Annotated in this window: 20 protein-coding genes; 11 read left to right on the top strand and 9 right to left on the bottom strand. The window is 68.2% G+C overall.

Translation table 11 applies throughout. From position 1 onward, the window contains the following. Window positions 1-153 precede the first annotated feature (153 nt). The 5 genes from AC07FK_RS30600 to AC07FK_RS30580 all read right to left on the bottom strand — a co-directional run bounded on the left by AC07FK_RS30600 (window position 154) and on the right by AC07FK_RS30580 (window position 3,283). Window positions 154-540: an RRQRL motif-containing zinc-binding protein gene (locus AC07FK_RS30600; protein WP_479108182.1), complete on the bottom strand. Its 387-nt coding sequence runs from the start codon at window positions 538-540 to the stop codon at window positions 154-156. Continuing rightward, window positions 540-1,454, bottom strand: a complete 915-nt coding sequence (locus AC07FK_RS30595) for a DUF2637 domain-containing protein (RefSeq protein ID WP_479108180.1) — start codon at window positions 1,452-1,454, stop codon at window positions 540-542. The genes AC07FK_RS30600 and AC07FK_RS30595 overlap by 1 nt, the downstream gene beginning before the upstream one ends. Next, the gene (locus AC07FK_RS30590; RefSeq protein ID WP_479108179.1) at window positions 1,454-2,074 is read right to left on the bottom strand and encodes a GGDEF domain-containing protein; all 621 of its coding nucleotides are present in this window, start codon (window positions 2,072-2,074) and stop codon (window positions 1,454-1,456) included. The genes AC07FK_RS30595 and AC07FK_RS30590 overlap by 1 nt, the downstream gene beginning before the upstream one ends. Window positions 2,075-2,091: 17 nt before the next feature. Next, complete coding sequence (locus tag AC07FK_RS30585; RefSeq protein ID WP_479108178.1) at window positions 2,092-2,412, bottom strand: hypothetical protein; 321 nt, start codon at window positions 2,410-2,412, stop codon at window positions 2,092-2,094. A 94-nt stretch (window positions 2,413-2,506) separates the two neighbouring features. After that, entirely contained in the window at window positions 2,507-3,283 is a 777-nt protein-coding gene (locus AC07FK_RS30580; protein WP_479108177.1) for a DUF4097 family beta strand repeat-containing protein, read from the bottom strand. Window positions 3,284-3,760: 477 nt separating this feature from the next. On the opposite strand from AC07FK_RS30580, the gene AC07FK_RS30575 reads away from it, so the two are divergent. Beyond that, complete coding sequence (locus AC07FK_RS30575) at window positions 3,761-4,549, top strand: GntR family transcriptional regulator (protein ID WP_479108176.1); 789 nt, start codon at window positions 3,761-3,763, stop codon at window positions 4,547-4,549. A 2-nt stretch (window positions 4,550-4,551) separates the two neighbouring features. After that, entirely contained in the window at window positions 4,552-5,310 is a 759-nt protein-coding gene (locus AC07FK_RS30570) for a glycosyltransferase family 2 protein (RefSeq protein ID WP_479108175.1), read from the top strand. Here the strand turns inward: AC07FK_RS30570 and AC07FK_RS30565 are convergent, their stop codons facing one another. After that, window positions 5,311-5,946 carry a hypothetical protein gene (locus AC07FK_RS30565; protein WP_479108174.1) on the bottom strand — a complete coding sequence of 212 codons (636 nt, stop codon included), beginning with the start codon at window positions 5,944-5,946 and terminating at the stop codon, window positions 5,311-5,313. A gap of 293 nt (window positions 5,947-6,239) precedes the next feature. Here AC07FK_RS30565 and AC07FK_RS30560 point away from each other — a divergent pair, with 293 nt between their 5' ends. After that, window positions 6,240-6,533, top strand: a complete 294-nt coding sequence (locus AC07FK_RS30560) for a hypothetical protein (protein ID WP_479108173.1) — start codon at window positions 6,240-6,242, stop codon at window positions 6,531-6,533. A 576-nt stretch (window positions 6,534-7,109) separates the two neighbouring features. Here AC07FK_RS30560 and AC07FK_RS30555 read toward each other — a convergent pair. Beyond that, window positions 7,110-7,391 (bottom strand): hypothetical protein, encoded by a 282-nt coding sequence (locus tag AC07FK_RS30555; RefSeq protein ID WP_479108172.1) that lies wholly within the window; start codon window positions 7,389-7,391, stop codon window positions 7,110-7,112. A gap of 5 nt (window positions 7,392-7,396) precedes the next feature. Beyond that, window positions 7,397-8,101 (bottom strand): hypothetical protein, encoded by a 705-nt coding sequence (locus AC07FK_RS30550; RefSeq protein ID WP_479108171.1) that lies wholly within the window; start codon window positions 8,099-8,101, stop codon window positions 7,397-7,399. Window positions 8,102-8,508: 407 nt separating this feature from the next. On the opposite strand from AC07FK_RS30550, the gene AC07FK_RS30545 reads away from it, so the two are divergent. Then, a complete protein-coding gene (locus AC07FK_RS30545; RefSeq protein WP_479108170.1) occupies window positions 8,509-8,709 on the top strand; it encodes a hypothetical protein in 201 nt (66 codons plus the stop codon). A 943-nt stretch (window positions 8,710-9,652) separates the two neighbouring features. Further along, window positions 9,653-9,919: a hypothetical protein gene (locus tag AC07FK_RS30540; protein WP_479108169.1), complete on the top strand. Its 267-nt coding sequence runs from the start codon at window positions 9,653-9,655 to the stop codon at window positions 9,917-9,919. Window positions 9,920-9,989: 70 nt separating this feature from the next. Here the strand turns inward: AC07FK_RS30540 and AC07FK_RS30535 are convergent, their stop codons facing one another. Next, a complete protein-coding gene (locus tag AC07FK_RS30535; protein ID WP_479108168.1) occupies window positions 9,990-10,886 on the bottom strand; it encodes a bifunctional DNA primase/polymerase in 897 nt (298 codons plus the stop codon). A gap of 304 nt (window positions 10,887-11,190) precedes the next feature. Here AC07FK_RS30535 and AC07FK_RS30530 point away from each other — a divergent pair, with 304 nt between their 5' ends. From AC07FK_RS30530 to AC07FK_RS30505, 6 genes are all read left to right on the top strand, one after another. After that, window positions 11,191-11,502, top strand: a complete 312-nt coding sequence (locus AC07FK_RS30530; protein WP_479108167.1) for a hypothetical protein — start codon at window positions 11,191-11,193, stop codon at window positions 11,500-11,502. A 235-nt stretch (window positions 11,503-11,737) separates the two neighbouring features. Then, window positions 11,738-12,895, top strand: coding sequence for an acyl-CoA dehydrogenase family protein (locus tag AC07FK_RS30525; RefSeq protein WP_479108166.1), 1,158 nt, complete (start codon window positions 11,738-11,740; stop codon window positions 12,893-12,895). Beyond that, on the top strand, window positions 12,892-13,884 hold the full coding sequence (locus tag AC07FK_RS30520) for a bifunctional MaoC family dehydratase N-terminal/OB-fold nucleic acid binding domain-containing protein (RefSeq protein ID WP_479108165.1): 993 nt from the start codon (window positions 12,892-12,894) through the stop codon (window positions 13,882-13,884). The genes AC07FK_RS30525 and AC07FK_RS30520 overlap by 4 nt, the downstream gene beginning before the upstream one ends. Continuing rightward, the gene (locus AC07FK_RS30515) at window positions 13,884-15,050 is read left to right on the top strand and encodes an acyl-CoA dehydrogenase family protein (protein ID WP_479108164.1); all 1,167 of its coding nucleotides are present in this window, start codon (window positions 13,884-13,886) and stop codon (window positions 15,048-15,050) included. Before AC07FK_RS30520 ends, AC07FK_RS30515 begins: the two co-directional genes overlap by 1 nt. After that, entirely contained in the window at window positions 15,047-15,442 is a 396-nt protein-coding gene (locus AC07FK_RS30510; protein WP_479108163.1) for a MaoC family dehydratase, read from the top strand. The genes AC07FK_RS30515 and AC07FK_RS30510 overlap by 4 nt, the downstream gene beginning before the upstream one ends. Further along, complete coding sequence (locus AC07FK_RS30505; RefSeq protein WP_479108162.1) at window positions 15,439-16,605, top strand: lipid-transfer protein; 1,167 nt, start codon at window positions 15,439-15,441, stop codon at window positions 16,603-16,605. The genes AC07FK_RS30510 and AC07FK_RS30505 overlap by 4 nt, the downstream gene beginning before the upstream one ends. Window positions 16,606-16,650: the final 45 nt, after the last annotated feature.

The following is a 16,650-nucleotide window of genomic DNA, read 5'->3' as shown; positions in this document are numbered from 1 at the left end:
TGTCGAAGACCTCGGCGTCAGGACGCTCAAGCTCCTCTGACTGGTCAGTGACGTGGATATCAGACACGGTGGGTCTGCTCCCTCTGTCGAGTGGGACTGGAAGGGGCCCGGACGGCGCTTTCGTCGGCCGACCGTCCGGGCCCCGCTGCGCGTTCAGGCAGCGATTTGGGGTGCGTCGGTGCAGGCCACGCACATGCCGAGTGAGGTCGGGATGCGGTATCCGGCATCGCGCCGGCACTCGGGGCAGACCTGCTGTGCGGCGTTCGCCTTGGCCAGTGCCGCCCACTTCGCGGGGGTCATCGGTCGTACCGGTTTGGCGTGGTCGATGCGGTACAGGTAGGCGACCCGGATCGGGCTCTTGCCCTTGCGCCAGTAGCGGCGCGAGTACCACAGGACCTGTGCGGCGACGTCCTGGCCGCCCGGGCGTAAGCCGCGGGCGCGGAGCTGGCGGCGGGTGGCGTAGTCCTCGGGAGCCATCCGCCAGGGGAAGGTAGGGATGCCGTAGCGGTTGCCGTCCGGGTCGTGGAGACGGCTGGCCATCACGCGGCCGTCGCTTCAGTGCCGCCGCCCTCGGCGCGTTCAGCCTTGAGCGTGTCGCGGAGCATCCGGCCGTTGGCGGACGACGTACGAACCGCCTTACGGATCGCGTCGGCCGTCAGCTCGCTATCCGACCAGTCCGCCGTAGCCTCGCGGGCCTCGCTCAGCAGTTGGTCGGCGGTCCGGGTCGGCCGGGACGTGCGAGCCGACTGCGGTACCCGACCGGTCGCCCGACGCGGTGCGTGCGCCACAGCGGCGACCGCCTTCACCGGAACCGACTCAGTCGGCTCCGCGACCGCTACCGGCTCGCCCGCCTCGACAGCGGCCGGAGTCGGGGCAACCGGCTCGGGGTCCGGCTCCACGTCGGCCGACTGGAGCACGGGCACCTCAGCCATGGCGGGCACCTGTGCGGGGGCCAACCCTTGCAGGTCAGACCCCAACCGATTTGCGGTGACCTCCTGCGTTTCATCCTGGTTTGCGATCTGGCTTGGTCGGTGGTGCAGCACCTTCGCCACGAGGTCGGAGCCGAAGAAGATGGCCCCGACTGGCAGCGAGGTCGCCAGCAGCACGAGCACCCAGTGGGCGGGTGCCCAGTCGGCCAGCCGCAGCCGCCCTCCCCCGACGTGCAAGGCGGGCACCAGCCCGTGCACGTAGTTGAGAACTAGGGAAGCGACCGTGTAACCGGCCAGCACCATCAGCGCGAAGTTCTTGTCCTTGCCGGTGAGCGTCAGGGTGGCGATCAGCGCCAGTGCCATCAGCCCATCGACCACGAACGGGTAGAGCAAGGCGGCGGTTGCGTCGGCGCCGACTGCCTTGGCTACGTCGTGCTGGGCGTTCCACGAGACGCGGAACGCCATGGCGACCACGGCGACCAGAGCGGCTACCAGCAGCTTCTGGGGAGTGGTGAAGCGGTTCATCACGCCACCTCCCAGCCGGTGCCCGAACGGCCCTCGCGGCGGTTGTTGACCGTGTTGCGCATGGGGGTGAGTCCTTCAGCGACGTACCAGCCGCCCCCGGATACCTTCGCCGTGTACATCGCCTCATCCGCCCGGCGCATGAGCGCGGGCAGAGTGCCGGCCAAGTCACCGTCGTTGCGGATGGCGCCGATGGAAGCGCCCAGCTCCACCCGCTTACCGTCGAAGGTGAACGGCTCGCACAGCGTCTCGTGCAGGTCCTCCAGAGCCGACATCAGATCCACGTGGTGCGCGGCCATGACCACGGCGGCGAACTCGTCCCCGCCCAGCCTTGCCGCGCATCCACCCATGCGGATCGCCCAGTCGTTCAGGCGCGCGGCGACAATGACCAGCCCGACATCACCGGCCGCGTGACCGTGGGCGTCGTTCAGGGCCTTGAAGCCGTCGAGGTCGATGACCACCACAGACGTGAGGCCCTTGCGCAGATCGCGCCCGGCGCGGGCCTCGAACGCCTCACGGCGCATCAGGCTCGTCAGCGGATCGCGGCGCGCCTGCTCGATCCGGCGACGCAGCCGCAGGCTGTGCACGGACCATCCGGCCGCGAGCGGCAAGGCGGCGGCCACAGCGGTCAGGGTCTGGCTCATGCCGCCACCTCCCCGGCCTGGGCGGTGCGGCCGGCGGCGCGGGCGGCGCGCAGGAACGGCACCGTGCGGGTCAGCGCGTCGGCGTAGAGCGCGTCCCACGCAGCGATCTCGTCACCGCCCTCGCCCTGGGCGGCCAACTCCGCAATGACCTCCCGGGCCACCGCTTCACGGGCCGCCCGATCCTCGGGCGATTCGGGGGTGAGCGGGCCACGGAACAGGTCACGGTCCAGGCCCAGCGGCAGCTCGTCGAAGCCAAGCGCCAGCTCCTCGAACTCGATCGCATTCAGCACCTGGTGATTGCCGATGTACGTACGCATGGTGATTGCTCTCCTCGAAAGCGAAGGGAGCCGGGGCGGCCTCGGTCTTTGGCGAGAGGCAGCCGCCCCGGCGGGGAGGGAAATACGGGGTGGTTCAGCGGGTGCGCACCCGGCCCGAGACGCTGCGGGCGTCGACCCGCAGCAGGCCCGAACCGCTCACGCTCACGTCCCCGGACACGCTGTGAGCGCGCAGATCGCCCGACGCCCGGCCCTGGGCCCTCACGTCGATGTCGCCGGACGTGGTGGTCAGGTCCGCCTCGGCCCCGGCGTACCCGTAGAGGGTGATGTCGCCGGACACCGAGCGGACCGTCAGCCGCTCGGTCAGGCTGCCCACGGCCACGTCACCGGAGGTGGTGGACGCCTTCAGCTCGCGGGCCCCGTCGATTGCCAGATCACCGGAGACGGACCGGAACTCCATACGTTCGACGTGCCCGTACACCCGGGCGTCGGAGGACATGGAGACCACGGCGAGGTCGGACCCCACCGGAAGCATCACGCGGGCCTCAATCGGGCTCACCGTGACCATGCCCGCGTTGCCGCCTCCGGTGACGACGCGGCTGTTGATGATCGTGACGCCCGTGACCGATCCGTTGACGGTGCCCGCGTGCTGGACGACCCGCCGACCGCTGACGCTCTGCGTCATCACGTTGCCGGGGATCTCGGGGACCTTCACGGCCAGGGCCTGGCCGTCCTGGTTGCTGCGGCTCCCGTTCACCGCGTCAGCGGCCGGCCCCGACTCGTCGTCCGTGCGCAGCACCACGCTGGCGGTGCTGATGTTGCTCAGGACCTGAACGGTGACGCTGCCCATCGGCAGGTCCAGCCCGAGAACGATCGGGCCGGTGGACAGGGAAAGGAAGGTGCGCTCAGTCATTGCTGATCTCCTGTTTCGCGAGGGACGGAGCCGGGCGGTTGCGGTCTTCTTGGCGAGAGGCCAACCGCCCGGCAGGTACGTGCTTGAGCGAGCCGCGCCCCAGAAACCGGGCCACGGCGACCGCTCGTCGAAGACGAGTGGTCATCGCTGCTGGTGTCTCCGACGACGGAGACACCAGCAGCCAAAATCACTCGTTCTCAGCACTCTGTTCAGTTCTCAAGGAGCAAGCCCTCCCAGCCCGTCGGCGAGCGACAACGTCGCCTTCCCGGGGCTTCCGGCTGGTGCAGGCACTACGGGTTTGTGCAGCTCCGCCGGTGCAGGCGGGCATAAAGTGAGAGACAGAAGCACTCCATAAGAGGTCCTGTCCTCAACTCCTCTTGAGGAGTTGCCATGACTATGGCGGACTCGGGAGCGCTCGTCAACTCCTCTTGAGGACTTATGCTGAGACGGTCAACAACCAGGGATGGTGAGCTCCACATGGCGAAGCAATACGAGCGGATCGCAGACGACCTTCGGGCGCGGATCCGTGCAGGTGAGCTCCAGCCTGGGCAGCGTCTGCCTGCCGAGACCTTGCTCGCCAAGGAGTACAAGACGAGTCTGCCGACCATGCGCGATGCGCTTGCGCTCCTGCTCACCGAGGGGCTGATCGACAAGAAGCACGGAGTGGGCAACTTCGTACGGAAGCCGCGCCAGCTCGTACAGCGGGACAACGGCCGGCATCAGTGGGAGAAGGACCGTGCACGGCTGTCGGCACAAGAGCGAATGGAGACGGGGGCCACGGAGCACGACACGGGGCTGACCATCTCGGACCTGGTATTTCGTGCCGACTACCGTGAGACAGAGGCAAGCGAGGGTCTGGCGGAGTGCTTCGGCGTTCCTGTTGGCACTCGTCTACTGGAACGCGTCTACCGCACGCACCACCGAGATGAAGAAGCGCCCTTCAACGTTGCGCACTCCTACCTCGTCTACGACAGGATCGCGAGCAATCCGGATCTGCTCGATCCCTCGAAGGAGCCGTGGCCCGGCGGAACGCAAAACCAGTTGCACACCATCGGCATCGAGCTGGACCGGATCGTGGAGCACGTCACCGCGCGCCCTCCCACCTTTGAAGAGACCGAGGAACTTGGCCTCCAAGGCGGTGTGGCGGTGCTGGTACTGCGTAAGACTTCGATCGATACGGATGATCGCGTAGTGGAGGTATCCGAAGTGACCTTGCCCGGCGACCGTACGGAATTGATCTTTACCACCCCACTGGAAAGGTGGTGACCATGTCCAAGCTCGTCACCGTCATCACGGCAGTTCACGGCCCTGGCGCGCAGTACCTGCCCGATGCCTACAAGTCCCTGCTCGCGCAAGACCTCCCAGAGGGCTGGGAGTGGGAGTGGGTGATCCAGCAGGACGGGGAAACAGACGACGTTTTGCCGTACGTCCCCAATGACCCCCGCGTGAAGTTCGACCAAGGGCGCGCCGGCCGCGCTGCCATGGCGCGCACTATCGGGCTTTCGCGCGCGCAGGGCGACTACGTGAAGGTTCTTGATGCTGACGACATGTTGACCCCAGGCTCTCTCGCGAGAGATCTGATGGCACTGCTCAGCAATCCGGGCGTGAGCTGGGCAACGTCCCGCGTTCTCGACTACTTGCCGGATGGCTCCACGCTCGGGTTCGATCAGGACCCTCCGGAAGGAGTCATCGACCGAGGGGCGGTGCTGGACCACTGGAAGGCTCATGACTACCGCGCACAGGTCCACCCGGCGACGCTGTTCATGCGGAGAGACCTCCTACTTGCACTGGGCGGATGGATGGCTCTTCCGGCCTCGGAAGACACCGGACTATTGCTCGCCCTGAATGCCGTGAGCCGTGGCTGGTTCACGGCTGAGACGGGGTTGCTGTACCGGAAGTGGCCCGGCCAGGTGACGAATCAGGCGGCACACGTGAGCCAGGGTGAGCGCGACGCGAGAATGACCGTCATCGAAGCGCGCGCGTCGGTTTTGGCGAGCCTTGAAGGCTGGCGTTTCTACATGGGCTGATCACGACTCGGCCTCACGCCGAGTGCGCGGGAGGATGAGATCCCGCGCACCGTGATCTTCCCCGTGGAAGTTTCCACTTACCCCGAGGTCGTCACGCGCTGCCTCATGGAAGTTGTTGATCGCCTGAAACGCGGTCTTGTGCAGCTCACGCCACTCATCCAGCGTCCCCACGGTCGTCCCCCTAGCCCGCCAGTCGATGGCGTGGGCCGCAGCGTTCAGCCGGTGGGCTGCGTCAATGACGCCATCCTCCGCGAGCAGCATGACCCGCTCGAAGGCGCGCCCGCGGCTTCCCTCGGCGTCGGCCAGCGCCACAGCTAGGTCTCGTTCGCTTCGGTCCATGCTGCGCATGTCGTTCCTGACCTCGTAGAGGAGCACCGAGGCGTAAATGCAGGTCCGCACCCGGTCGATGTAATCCGCGTAGGCGTCAAGTTTCCGCTCATCCCACCTGGTCAGCATGGTGTACTGCGTTCGCTGACGCTCCATCCGATGGTTCGTGAAATGCGTCGCTAACCCACCCAGCAACACAGCGGCGATAGTGACGAGTTGGCCCAAGATGTCCATCGATCCCCCAGGTACGACACCAGTCCAGCGGAGATCATAGAGGGGATCGCGAAGGCGCTCGGGCCAGACCAGCAAGCGGGTTCCTTCCACGCAGCCTCTCTCGGCTCCGAATCAGGAGCACTCACCATCTGACGGTAAGTCAGTTTCCCAGCTAGGCTCGATGCACCTACTCGTCGTTTGAGGAGTCCGCCATGGGGTCAGGTCTGCGTATGTCGACACCGCCTGAGGGGCGGCCACGGTACGTGGCGGCTTTCTATCGGGCCGACGGGGAGTGGAAAGTCGCCGCCGAAGCACCCTCCCGAGAGCCAGTCGACCGCGCCGCTGCTGAGATGATCGCGACGGTACAAGCTCGCGGGGACGCTCCGCTGGTGGAGATCTGGGGTCCATCGACCGATGGCAACGATTGGGAACACCTCGACTCACGTGCCCCCGGTCCTGGGGCGATCCTCTCCCGCGAGGCACCGGCCGAGGCGCGGCAGCGCAGCGCGCGCGAAGAGCGCCTCTTGGACCGCCGGCACCAGGTGCTGACTTCCGCTCTCGCAGGCGCGGGCGTAGCAATCACCGGACCGGAGGATGCCGCTGCTGTCACCTGCTTGATCGAGGACGCGGATGAGGAGACGATCCGCCGCTTGGCCAGTTGGCTCTCGCAGGCAAACAGGTAGCGCATCCCTCTTGCCCCTCCCTCAGGGCTGCTCCGTCTCAGTTTCCGTCTCATTCATCTCCGTACGTCGGCGTTCAGGGCAGTACGCGCTACACATGTCCTGCGTTCGGAGAACGGCCCTGAACTCAGGTGAACGCTCGCGAATACGGCTCTGACCTGCGCCAACAGACTTGGAAAGCGTGTTGGCGGCCTATCGCGACGGGGTAGCCGGCCCGCCCGGGCCCGAGCGCGGTAGAACTTTCGCTACTTCATCAAGCCCCCCGCACGGCGGGGGTGCACCGCTCCTCGGCGTGGTCAGCCGCCCGGTCTTCGCCAGCGGCCGGCCACGCCAAGCGGCGCTCGGCGTACTCGGGTGATGGATGGGAGACCCTCTGGGGCTGGGGTGGCCGGCTCCCCGGCTGCAAGGCGGCCACGGGCGGCCTTGAGGATGCTGGCCCCGATGCGGGCTATTGCGGGCAAGCTGGGAGCCTGCCCGAATCGCGGCTAGCGTAACGGGCCGTGATCACTCGCTCCACCACAAGTGACTTGCCGCATCGGATCGTACGCACCAGTTGCCGGTGCGCGCCGTGGAACGCGCCTAGGTCTCACGACTTTCGTCAAGCAAAAGAGCTAGCGATGAAGACGCTTCCTCTTCCCTTCCTTCCGTCAAACCAATATAGGCGAGCCCAGCCAGTGCATAATCCCGAATCCAGGTGCTGGTGGTTCCACTCAAGGCTTGGTCGTAGACCTTCTTCGCCTCCTCCAGGCGTTTTGCTTGGCTCAGGATTTGCCCAAGTTCGATCAGTGTGTAATCGGACTCGCCCGGTTCAGATACCGCATGCTCTCGCAGAATGCGTACAGCTTCGTCCACTGCTCCCATGGCTACTAGAGCCCTTGCCCAGCTACCGACCACGTCGGAATGTTTATCTTTAGCGTACGCGTCCTGACAGATTCGTGTGCCGCCTCCTTCGGAAGGCCGAGCATGCAAAAAACATCAACGGCCGGATATATGTACGCCGAAATGGGCTCTATCTCGAAGGCTCGACGAAAGAAGAACGCCGACTTTTCGAGGTCGTGTTCATTTTCGTAATAGCTGCCAAGCGCACAAAGTGCGCGCGCATTATTGGGCGCCATGCGCAACGCCGCCATTAGGAAGAACAGGTACCTAGACTTATTTCCTCTCCTTTCACACTGGAAGGCGAGCCACATTGCTGCTCCAGGAGTCTCGGGGTCATCGTCCTCGATGGCCGCTTCGAGTAGATCGCCATACCTGCCCCTTTCAATCTCCTCAATCCCAACGAGTCGTGCTAGTTCTAAAAGGACAGCCGAGCTGGCGGGGCTTTTGGCCTGCCATGCCTCAAGGAGTGAAACGGCCTCTTTTTTCCCGTGTTCCTTCTCTGTTAGCCGCGCCCTATTAATGACTGCGGCTACATGGGAGTAAATCGCCCCGCTCGGGGCAACGAACCGACTATTTTCTTTTGCTGCGCCTGTCGGAGGGCCTTCGCGGTTCTCTTGTGCGTCCCTCGCCGCAATCCACAGCGCTCTGAACTCTTCCCTGTCGCCCTGTAGCGCAGTCGCGACCAATTCCACTGAGCGCCATGAGGGCAGCTGTTCGCCTCGCAAGGTCTGGCTGACAGTGGTGTGACTCAAGGCTCCGTGTGTGCGCCGAGAAATCTCCCGCGTGCTGGGCTCCCCGCTCAACCGGTGGAGGCGTTGCAGGGCCTTCACGAGACCGACCTGATGATGCATGTCTCTCCTCGCCGCCGTAAGGAATTGGCAAGAACTGTAAGGCACTGTCATGCCGGGCGCAACGGCTGTACGCCTGCGTCATGAATTGGACTCGAACGAATTTCTTACGCCTTCTGCCAGAAGAGCGAGGCATGCTGACCGAGCGTCGATGCACTTGATTTGACGCGAGCGCTTGTGTTCAAAAAACTTTCTGGCGCGTCGGACGGCCCGTGGGCCCAGCCGACCTCTCATGAAAAGGTGTCGAACGGGTGGAGTCTCAAGTTATTCTTTGGCTGCTGGCAGCGTCCGGAGTGCTGACCATTTTCCTTTTTGTGGTACGTGGACTTCTTGAACAGCTTCCAGAGATCTTCGCCGCTTGGCATCGAGCAAAGCGGGCCTACATGAATGGCGATCGCCGCGCCGAAGGGGAGTCGTCTGCTGGCGAAAAAAAGGCCACCCTGCGGGAATGACGTGGCCGCGCTGAAGCGGCTTATGTCACCGCTTTACCAGCCTGATAGGGCAGACCGCCTAGTTGCTGCCTGCTAAACACATCGGCCGGCCCTGCCGACATGCAGGGTAGGCGCGACCGGAGATAGCGTGGAATCACGGCTTGAACGCTACAGCGGACGTGAGGTGCCCCCCATGGTTGACTGTTCTGTTGGCAGGTGGGATCCGAGCGAGAGCGGAGCCGATCGAGTGCACGCAGCTGCACAGCGATCAGGCTCGGCCATCAGAATCGGAATCACTAGCAGGGCCGATCAGCGTGTTCTGACGGTGTTCACCCAGGAATGCGCCCAGAAAGTAGAAGGCCTCCTCGAGTCAACAGGCCAAATGCCCGGCACAGGCGCGCCCGTGCAGAGCTTCGCCAGCGCAGTTGTTGACGAGGAGCGCGACCCAGACAGCCTGTTGATCTCCGGAGAACAGGGGGGCTCCGCGCTCGTGATCGAGGTAGGCCCCGCGATTGACGAACGCCTGCTAGAGGTTCTTTCCCCCGGTGCTGAGGAGAGTGTCAGGAGAGTGCTGCACCGATCATGACCCGAACATTCTGTTAAGGAGCCCGTGTCACCCACCAGCTTGCTCCGTGGGTCTCGCCCCGGCGAGGGCTGTGGGCCATGTATGGGCCACGATTGGGAGTTGAGCTGCCTGGCCGCATATCACTACAGGTCAAAGCGCTGCGGAGGCTAAGGGCGTGACGGTCTTGAAAACCGTCGTGGCAGCGATGTCACCGTGGGTTCAAATCCCACACCCACCGCCCAGCTCAACGTGGTCACAGGTCAGAAGGGGTGTCTCCTACCGAGAGACACCCCTTCTGCGTTCGCCAGGGTTGTGCACGACCGTGCTGATGTCGGCGGGCCGGGCGGTGGGGCGCGCTCACCTCGTTCGGTTCCTCCACGCCGTCCCTAGCATCAAGGCATGACTCTTCCCATCACACCCGGCCTCGGCCGTGCACGTTCCTCACTCCGCGCCTGCGAAGAGCTTCCGGGATGGGAAGTGCTCTACGACGGGGACGTGCACAAGCGGCACGGGTACCTCTACCTGCGGCACAAGGACGTCAACGCCTATGCGATGTTCTGCGCCACCCACAAGCGAGCTCTCTTGCTGAACCACTTCAAGGAAGATGTGGACCTTCGCCAAGCAGGTGACTGGTGTGCCTGGTGCGTTGCTGAACGGGTGGCGTGAGCCTGTGCCGGAAGGAGCCGCCTGAATCCGGGAGTTCGTACGAGCCGTCCGTGTCCATGGGGGCGGGGGTTCACCTGCTGCGGGTGCCGAGGCCCGAGAGGCGGGCCGCGGAGGCGATGGTGGTGCGGGCTTCCCGTTCGGAGAGCCCGGCCTGGACCGCTGCCGCTGCCAGGGCGTCCGCGAGGGAGTCGCCGATTCCGTTCTCGTACGCGCGGCAAGCCGCCCAGAACAGGCGGGTGTTGCGCTGACCCTCGTGCGCCGCCCGTACGAACTGGACCAGCCCGTGACCGCTTCCGCGTCCGTCCGCGGAGTGCCCGTCCGCGGAACGCCCGTGCTGGGCCTGGGCGCGGGCGTGGGGTGCGAGGAGGCGGAGCAGCGCGCCCGGGCACGGGGCCGGCGCGAGGTGGGCGGTGCCGGGCGCGGTGCGGTAGACGCCGTGGGCGGTGAGCGAGCCGGGGCCCACGAGGTACCCGCCGGCGCCCCGGATGTCGATGCCCGGCGCGAGGCGGCTCGCGGAATTGGGGACGGTGACGCCGGGCGGGCCGGTCAGCCAGAGGTGGCGGCCACCGCTCGGGGTCAGTACGACGACGGTCTCCGGGATCGTGAAGAGGTGCCGCAGGGCCAGGTGCGTGAGGGCCGCTGTGGAGTCCGTATCGCCCTTCGTGTCCAGGTCCACGCCGATGAGGTGGTGCGGGGGCCGGCCGCACGCGATGCCGTAACCGGTGGCCCAGGGCGCGGCGGCGAAGAGCGCGCGGACGGCGGCGGGATCGCTCGTGGCGTCGTGAACGCCGTGCCCCGGGCGCCCGCACTCGCCCCGGCACAGGAACGGTTCGTACGTGTGCCGGTGCGGCGAGGGCAGGGCGGGGAGCTTGGTGCGGGACAGGGGGATCACGGGGAGCCCGCGCTCGGCGGCCGACAGCGCGTGCGCGAGGGCCAGGGTGGCGGAGCGCCGGTCGATGGTGGCCATGGTTCTATTTTCGTACGTATGTTCGATGAAGGGAAGGGGGGCGGGCGGAGAGGGGTGTGCGCCCGGAACGCTCCTTCCCTTGGGGCGGCTGCGGTGTGGTGGTACGGAAGGGGGGTCTGGGGCTTTGGGGGCGTGAAGGGTGTTTATCGACATGTCCTCACGCTTGAGGGGGAATGGGGCCGTCATGGGTGGTTCGCCGGGGATTCGGTGGGCAATTCTGATCTCGCGACGTCGTGAACAACGCTGAGGCAGTCGGCCAACTGCCCGGGGATCAGCCGTACTTACCGCTACTGGAGGAATCCGAATGGCAAGCATCCGTACCGCTCGTGTCATCGCAGCCGTCGCCGCCCTGCCCTTCGCGGCCGCCCTTCTCTCGGGGGTCGCCGTCGCGGACAACGGTTCTTTCGCGAACAACGGGTCGAACGCGGCCGTTGCCACCATCAGCGGCAGCGGTGTGGCCGGCCACAACGGAGGCAACTCGACCACCACGCAGCAGGTGGCGACGGGTTCCGGGGCGGCGAACCAGAACAACACGGCGAGCGTCAACGGCTCCGGCTTCACGGCGATCGACCAGGACAACGAGACCATCGCGGTCAACTTCGCGCAGCTCTGGTGAGCCGTGGCGGGACCGGGGTCTGTGTTGCGGGGTGAATGACTGCCTGCGCGACGGCGACGCTTGTCGCCCGTCGCGCAGGCCGTTCCCGTTTCCGGGGTGTCGCCGCTTCTCCCGGCCGCGGGCTGTGGGCGGGCAGGCCGTGCCCCGGGGTCGTGAGCCTTGACAGTGCGGGCAGAGCTGACGGACAGTCAGAAACTGTCGTCGCGTGACACCGCCTGCCCCGGAGGACGCCGCCGTGCACCTAGCTCCCACCGCGCGCCAGCGGCGATTGCGCGCCGAACTCCGTGCGTACTTCCGGGAGGCGGTACGGGGCGCCGACCCGCACGACGCCGGTGCGCAGCGCGCGCTGCTGCGGCGGATCGGCGGTGACGGCATGCTCGGGATCGGCTGGCCCGTCGAGTACGGCGGACAGGGGCGCGGCGCCGACGAGCAGTTCGTCTTCTTCGACGAGGCGTACCGGGCCGGCGCACCGGTCTCCATGGTCACGCTCAACACGGTCGGGCCGACCCTGATGAAGTACGGGACGCCCGCGCAGAAGGAGTTCTTCCTCCCCCGCATCCTGCGCGGCGAGACCGTCTTCGCGATCGGCTACACCGAGCCGTCGGCCGGTACGGACCTCGCCTCCCTCCGCACGCGTGCGGTGCGTGAGGGCGACGAGTGGGTCGTCGACGGCCAGAAGATCTTCACCAGCAACGCCCAGAACGCGGACTGGATCTGGCTCGCCTGCCGTACGGGCCCGGACGCCCCGAAGCACAGGGGCATCTCGATCGTCCTGGTCCCGACGGACGCGCCGGGCTTCTCCTGGACGCCGATCGAGACGGTCGGCGGACTGACCACCACCGCGACGTACTACGACGGCGTACGCGTCCCGGCGGGAAATCTCGTCGGGGCGGAGAACGCCGGCTGGCGACTGATCACCAACCAGCTCAACCACGAACGGGTGGCGCTCGCCGCGATCGGCATGCAGGCCGAGGACTGCTACGACCAGGTGCGGGCGTACGCCGCGACCCCCGACCCGGCGACGGGCGAGAGGCCCGCCGACCGGCCGTGGGTACGGGCCCGGCTGGCCGAGGCGCACGCCAGGCTGGCGGCGGTCCGGCTGCTGAACTGGCGGCTGGTGGGGGACGTGGGGGCGGGGACGCTCGCGCCGGGGGACGCGAGCGGCGTCAAGTTCATGGGCACCGAATCGGCCGTCGCGGTGTACCGCATCTGCCAGGAGATCGCGGGCGCGGCCGGAATGGTGCGGTCCGGCTCCGCGGGGGCCTGGGGGGACGGTGAGCTGGAGCGCATGAACAGGGCCGCGCAGATCAACACCTTCGGGGGCGGTGTGAGCGAGGTGCAGCGCGAGCTCGTGGCGACGATGCGGCTCGGGATGCCGAGGGGGCGGCGATGAGCGCGGGTGCGGGTGAGGATGTGGATGCGGGGGCGGCCGGTGCGGATCCGGCCGGTCTCCGTGGGGCGCTGAAGGAGTTCGAGGGGCGTGCCGCCGTGGTGGCGGGCGTCGGCAAGGACCCCGTCAACGAGCCGATGATCAGGCACTGGTGCGAGGCGATGGGCGACACCGGTGCGGCGTACTCGGGCCCCGGGGCGATCGCCCCGCCGACCATGCTCCAGGCCTGGACGATGGGCGGCCTGTCGGGGCACACGGGCAGGTCACAGGCGTACGACGAACTCCTCGCGCTGCTGGACGCCGCCGGCTGCACGTCGGTGGTGGCGACCGACTGCGAGCAGGAGTACGTGCGCGACCTGCGGCCGGGGGACCGGATCACGTTCGACGCGGTGATCGAGTCGGTCTCGGAGCGGAAGACCACCAAGCTCGGCACGGGGTACTTCGTCACGACGCGGATGGATGTCCGCGCGGACGGGGAGTTGGCCGGGACGCATCGGTTCCGCGTCCTCAAGTACGCGCCGGCCGCGCGGGCCGCACGGGACGGCGGGGGCGGGGGCGAGCGCCCCCGGCCCGTCGTCAACCGGGACAACGCCGGTTTCTGGGACGGGGTCAGCCGGCACAAGCTGCTGATCCAGCGGTGCGGGGGGTGCGGGGCGCTGCGGTTCCCCTGGCTGCCGGGGTGCGGCGACTGCGGCGGGCAGGAGTGGGACACCGTCGAGGCGAGCGGGGAGGGCACGGTGTTCTCGTACGTCGTCCTGCACCATCCGGCGTTTCCCGCCTTCGACCCGCCGTACGCCGTGGGGCTCGTCGAGCTCGCGGAGGGGGTGCGGATGGTCAGCAACGTGGTGGGGGTGCCGCACGGGGAGGTGCGCATCGGGATGCCGGTGCGGGTGGAGTTCCTGCGGGTGGAAGCGGACGTGGTCCTTCCGGTCTTCCGGCCGGTCGGCGACGGCGCTCGTGACGGCGACGGTGCGAGAGGAGGGCTCGTCTGATGGATTTCACACCCACGGAGGAGCAGCGGGCGGCCCGGGACCTGGCCGAGCGGATCTTCACTGACCTGTCGACGCACGACCGCCTGGCAACAGCGGGGACGGGCACGGACGGCGAGCTGTGGAAGGCGCTGTGCGCGGCCGGGCTGGTCGCCGCGGTGGAGGAGACCGGCCTGCTGGGGCTGGTGCTGCTGCTGGAGGAGCAGGGGCGTACTACGGCGCAGGTGCCGTTCGCCGTGACGTGCGTGTACGGGACGCTCGCGGTCACCGCACTGGGCACGCGGGAGCAGCGGGCCCGGCTGCTCCCGGCGATCGGTGACGGCACGGTGGTGGTGGCGGGGGCGTTTCCGTCGACCGGGACGATACGGGCGGACGCGTCCGGTGCGATGAGCGGCGTCGCGGGCATCGTGCCGTGGCTGCGCGATGCCACGCACGTCCTGGTCGCGGACGCGTCACCGGGACGGGCGCTGTGGCTGGTGGACACCGGGGGTGCGGGCGTGACGGTCGAGGCGGTCGAGACCACCGCGCCGTGGGCGGCGGGCCGGCTGACGCTGGAGGGTGCGCGGGGGGAGCGGCTGGGCGGGGACGGCACGCGCCGGGCCCTGCGAAGCCAGTCCCCCGCCCGCCCTTCCCCGAACCGTAGCTCCGCCCCGGCCCCCGGCCCCCAAGCGCCGGACGGGCCGGAAGGAGGCGCCTACGCGTTCGTGCTCGCCGTGGGGCGGGTCGCGTTCGCCGGGCTTCAGGCCGGGGTGTGCGCCGGATCGCTCGCCCGGGCCGTGGCTCACACGTCGCAGCGCGAGCAGTTCGGGCGGCCGTTGTCGGCCAACCAGGGCGTACTGCTGCGGGCCGCCGACGCGTACATGGACACCGAGGCGATACGGGTCACCGCGTACGAGGCCGCCTGGCGCCACGACGAGGGCCTGCCCTTCGCCACCCACGCCCTGACCGCCGCCTGGTGGGCGTCCGAGGCCGGGCAGCGCGTCGTGCACGCCGGGCAGCACCTGCACGGCGGGATGGGCGCGGACCTGGACCACCCCGTCCACCGGCACTTCCTGTGGGGACGGCAGCTCGACTCCTGCCTCGGGGCCGGCAGCGAAGCGCTGGAGGAACTCGGCCACTTGCTCAGCCGGGACGAGCAACCGGAGCAGAGGTGGAAGGAGGAGGGATGAAGGTCGGGGACGAGTTGCCGGTGCTGGAGATCCCGGTCACCCGCACACTGATCGTCGCGGGCGCCGTGGCCTCCCGCGACTACCAGGACGTTCACCACGACGCCGAGGCCGCCCGGGCGAAGGGCTCGCCCGACATCTTCATGAACATCCTGACGACCAACGGGCTCGTCGGCCGGTACGTCACCGACCACTTCGGCCCCGCCGCCCGGCTGCGCGCCGTCAGGATCCGCCTCGGGGCGCCCAACCACCCCGGCGACACCATGGTGCTGACCGGCACCGTCACCGCGGTCGGACCGGACGGCACGGCCGAGGTGCGGATCGTCGGCGCCAACGGGCTCGGCCGTCACGTCACCGGCAGGGTGACCGTCACGGTCGCGGAGCAGGACGCATGAGCGTACGCGGTGCCGACACCCTCGGCGGAAAGGCGGCGATCGCCGGCATCGGGGCGACCGAGTTCTCCAAGGACTCCGGCCGCAGCGAGCTCAAGCTGGCCGTCGAGGCGGTACGGGCCGCCGTCGAGGACGCCGGGCTCACCCCCGCCGACGTCGACGGCATGGTCACCTTCACCATGGACACCAGCCCCGAGATCACCGTCGCCCAGGCGGCCGGCATCGGGGAGCTGTCGTTCTTCTCCCGCGTCCATTACGGCGGCGGCGCGGCCTGCGCCACCGTCCAGCAGGCCGCCCTCGCCGTGGCGAGCGGCGTCGCCGAAGTCGTCGTCTGCTACCGGGCGTTCAACGAACGGTCCGGCCGCCGGTTCGGGTCGGGCGTGCAGCGCCGCGAGCCCTCCGCCGAGGGGGCGGCCCTCGGCTGGAACCTGCCGTTCGGGCTGCTCACCCCCGCGTCCTGGGTCGCCATGGCCGCCCGGCGCTACCTCCACGCGTACGGCCTGACGCCCGACGTGTTCGGCCACGTCGCCGTCACCGACCGCCGTCACGCCGCCCGGAACCCCGCCGCGTACTTCTACGGCAGGCCCATCACCCTCGCCGACCACGCCGCCTCGCGCTGGATCGCCGAACCGCTGCGGCTGCTCGACTGCTGCCAGGAGACGGACGGCGGCCAGGCGGTCGTCGTCACCACGGCCGAGCGGGCCAGGGACCTGCCGCACCCGCCCGCGGTGGTCGTCGCCGCCGCGCAGGGTGCCGGGCGCCGCCAGGAGCAGATGACCAGCTTCTACCGCGACGGTCTGACGGGACTGCCCGAGATGAGCGTGGTCGCCCGGCAGTTGTGGCGCACCTCGGGACTGCGCCCGGCCGACATCGACGTCGGCATCCTGTACGACCACTTCACGCCGTACGTGCTGATGCAGCTGGAGGAGTTCGGGTTCTGCGCTCCCGGCGAGGGCGCCGCGTTCGTCGCCGAGGACGCGCTGCCGCTGAACACGCACGGCGGGCAGCTCGGCGAGGCGTACCTGCACGGCATGAACGGCATCGCGGAGGCGGTCAGACAGTTGCGCGGCACCTCGGTCAACCAGATCCCCGGCGCGGCCAGGTCACTGGTGACGGCGGGCACCGGCGTTCCCACGTCCGGGTTGATCCTCGGCGCGGATGGCTGACTGCGGAGTGTGAAGCGCCTCGGCGCGCCGGGGGACCCGTTCACT

The sequence above is a fragment of the Streptomyces sp. NPDC046122 genome, from assembly GCF_056429965.1.
The sequence above is the reverse complement of the archived record's forward strand: the minus strand, read 5'-3'. Positions and strand labels throughout refer to the sequence as shown.

Excerpts from the sequence above, each read along its gene's own strand:
- AC07FK_RS30595 (WP_479108180.1), bottom strand. The coding sequence starts at position 1,454 with ATGAACCGCTTCACCACTCCCCAGAAGCTGCTGGTAGCCGCTCTGGTC.
- AC07FK_RS30540 (WP_479108169.1), top strand. The coding sequence starts at position 9,653 with ATGACTCTTCCCATCACACCCGGCCTCGGCCGTGCACGTTCCTCACTC.
- AC07FK_RS30520 (WP_479108165.1), top strand. The coding sequence starts at position 12,892 with ATGAGCGCGGGTGCGGGTGAGGATGTGGATGCGGGGGCGGCCGGTGCG.
- AC07FK_RS30600 (WP_479108182.1), bottom strand. The coding sequence starts at position 540 with ATGGCCAGCCGTCTCCACGACCCGGACGGCAACCGCTACGGCATCCCT.
- AC07FK_RS30510 (WP_479108163.1), top strand. The coding sequence starts at position 15,047 with ATGAAGGTCGGGGACGAGTTGCCGGTGCTGGAGATCCCGGTCACCCGC.
- AC07FK_RS30580 (WP_479108177.1), bottom strand. The coding sequence starts at position 3,283 with ATGACTGAGCGCACCTTCCTTTCCCTGTCCACCGGCCCGATCGTTCTC.
- AC07FK_RS30575 (WP_479108176.1), top strand. The coding sequence starts at position 3,761 with ATGGCGAAGCAATACGAGCGGATCGCAGACGACCTTCGGGCGCGGATC.
- AC07FK_RS30555 (WP_479108172.1), bottom strand. The coding sequence starts at position 7,391 with ATGGGAGCAGTGGACGAAGCTGTACGCATTCTGCGAGAGCATGCGGTA.
- AC07FK_RS30530 (WP_479108167.1), top strand. The coding sequence starts at position 11,191 with ATGGCAAGCATCCGTACCGCTCGTGTCATCGCAGCCGTCGCCGCCCTG.
- AC07FK_RS30535 (WP_479108168.1), bottom strand. The coding sequence starts at position 10,886 with ATGGCCACCATCGACCGGCGCTCCGCCACCCTGGCCCTCGCGCACGCG.
- AC07FK_RS30515 (WP_479108164.1), top strand. The coding sequence starts at position 13,884 with ATGGATTTCACACCCACGGAGGAGCAGCGGGCGGCCCGGGACCTGGCC.
- AC07FK_RS30585 (WP_479108178.1), bottom strand. The coding sequence starts at position 2,412 with ATGCGTACGTACATCGGCAATCACCAGGTGCTGAATGCGATCGAGTTC.
- AC07FK_RS30505 (WP_479108162.1), top strand. The coding sequence starts at position 15,439 with ATGAGCGTACGCGGTGCCGACACCCTCGGCGGAAAGGCGGCGATCGCC.
- AC07FK_RS30570 (WP_479108175.1), top strand. The coding sequence starts at position 4,552 with ATGTCCAAGCTCGTCACCGTCATCACGGCAGTTCACGGCCCTGGCGCG.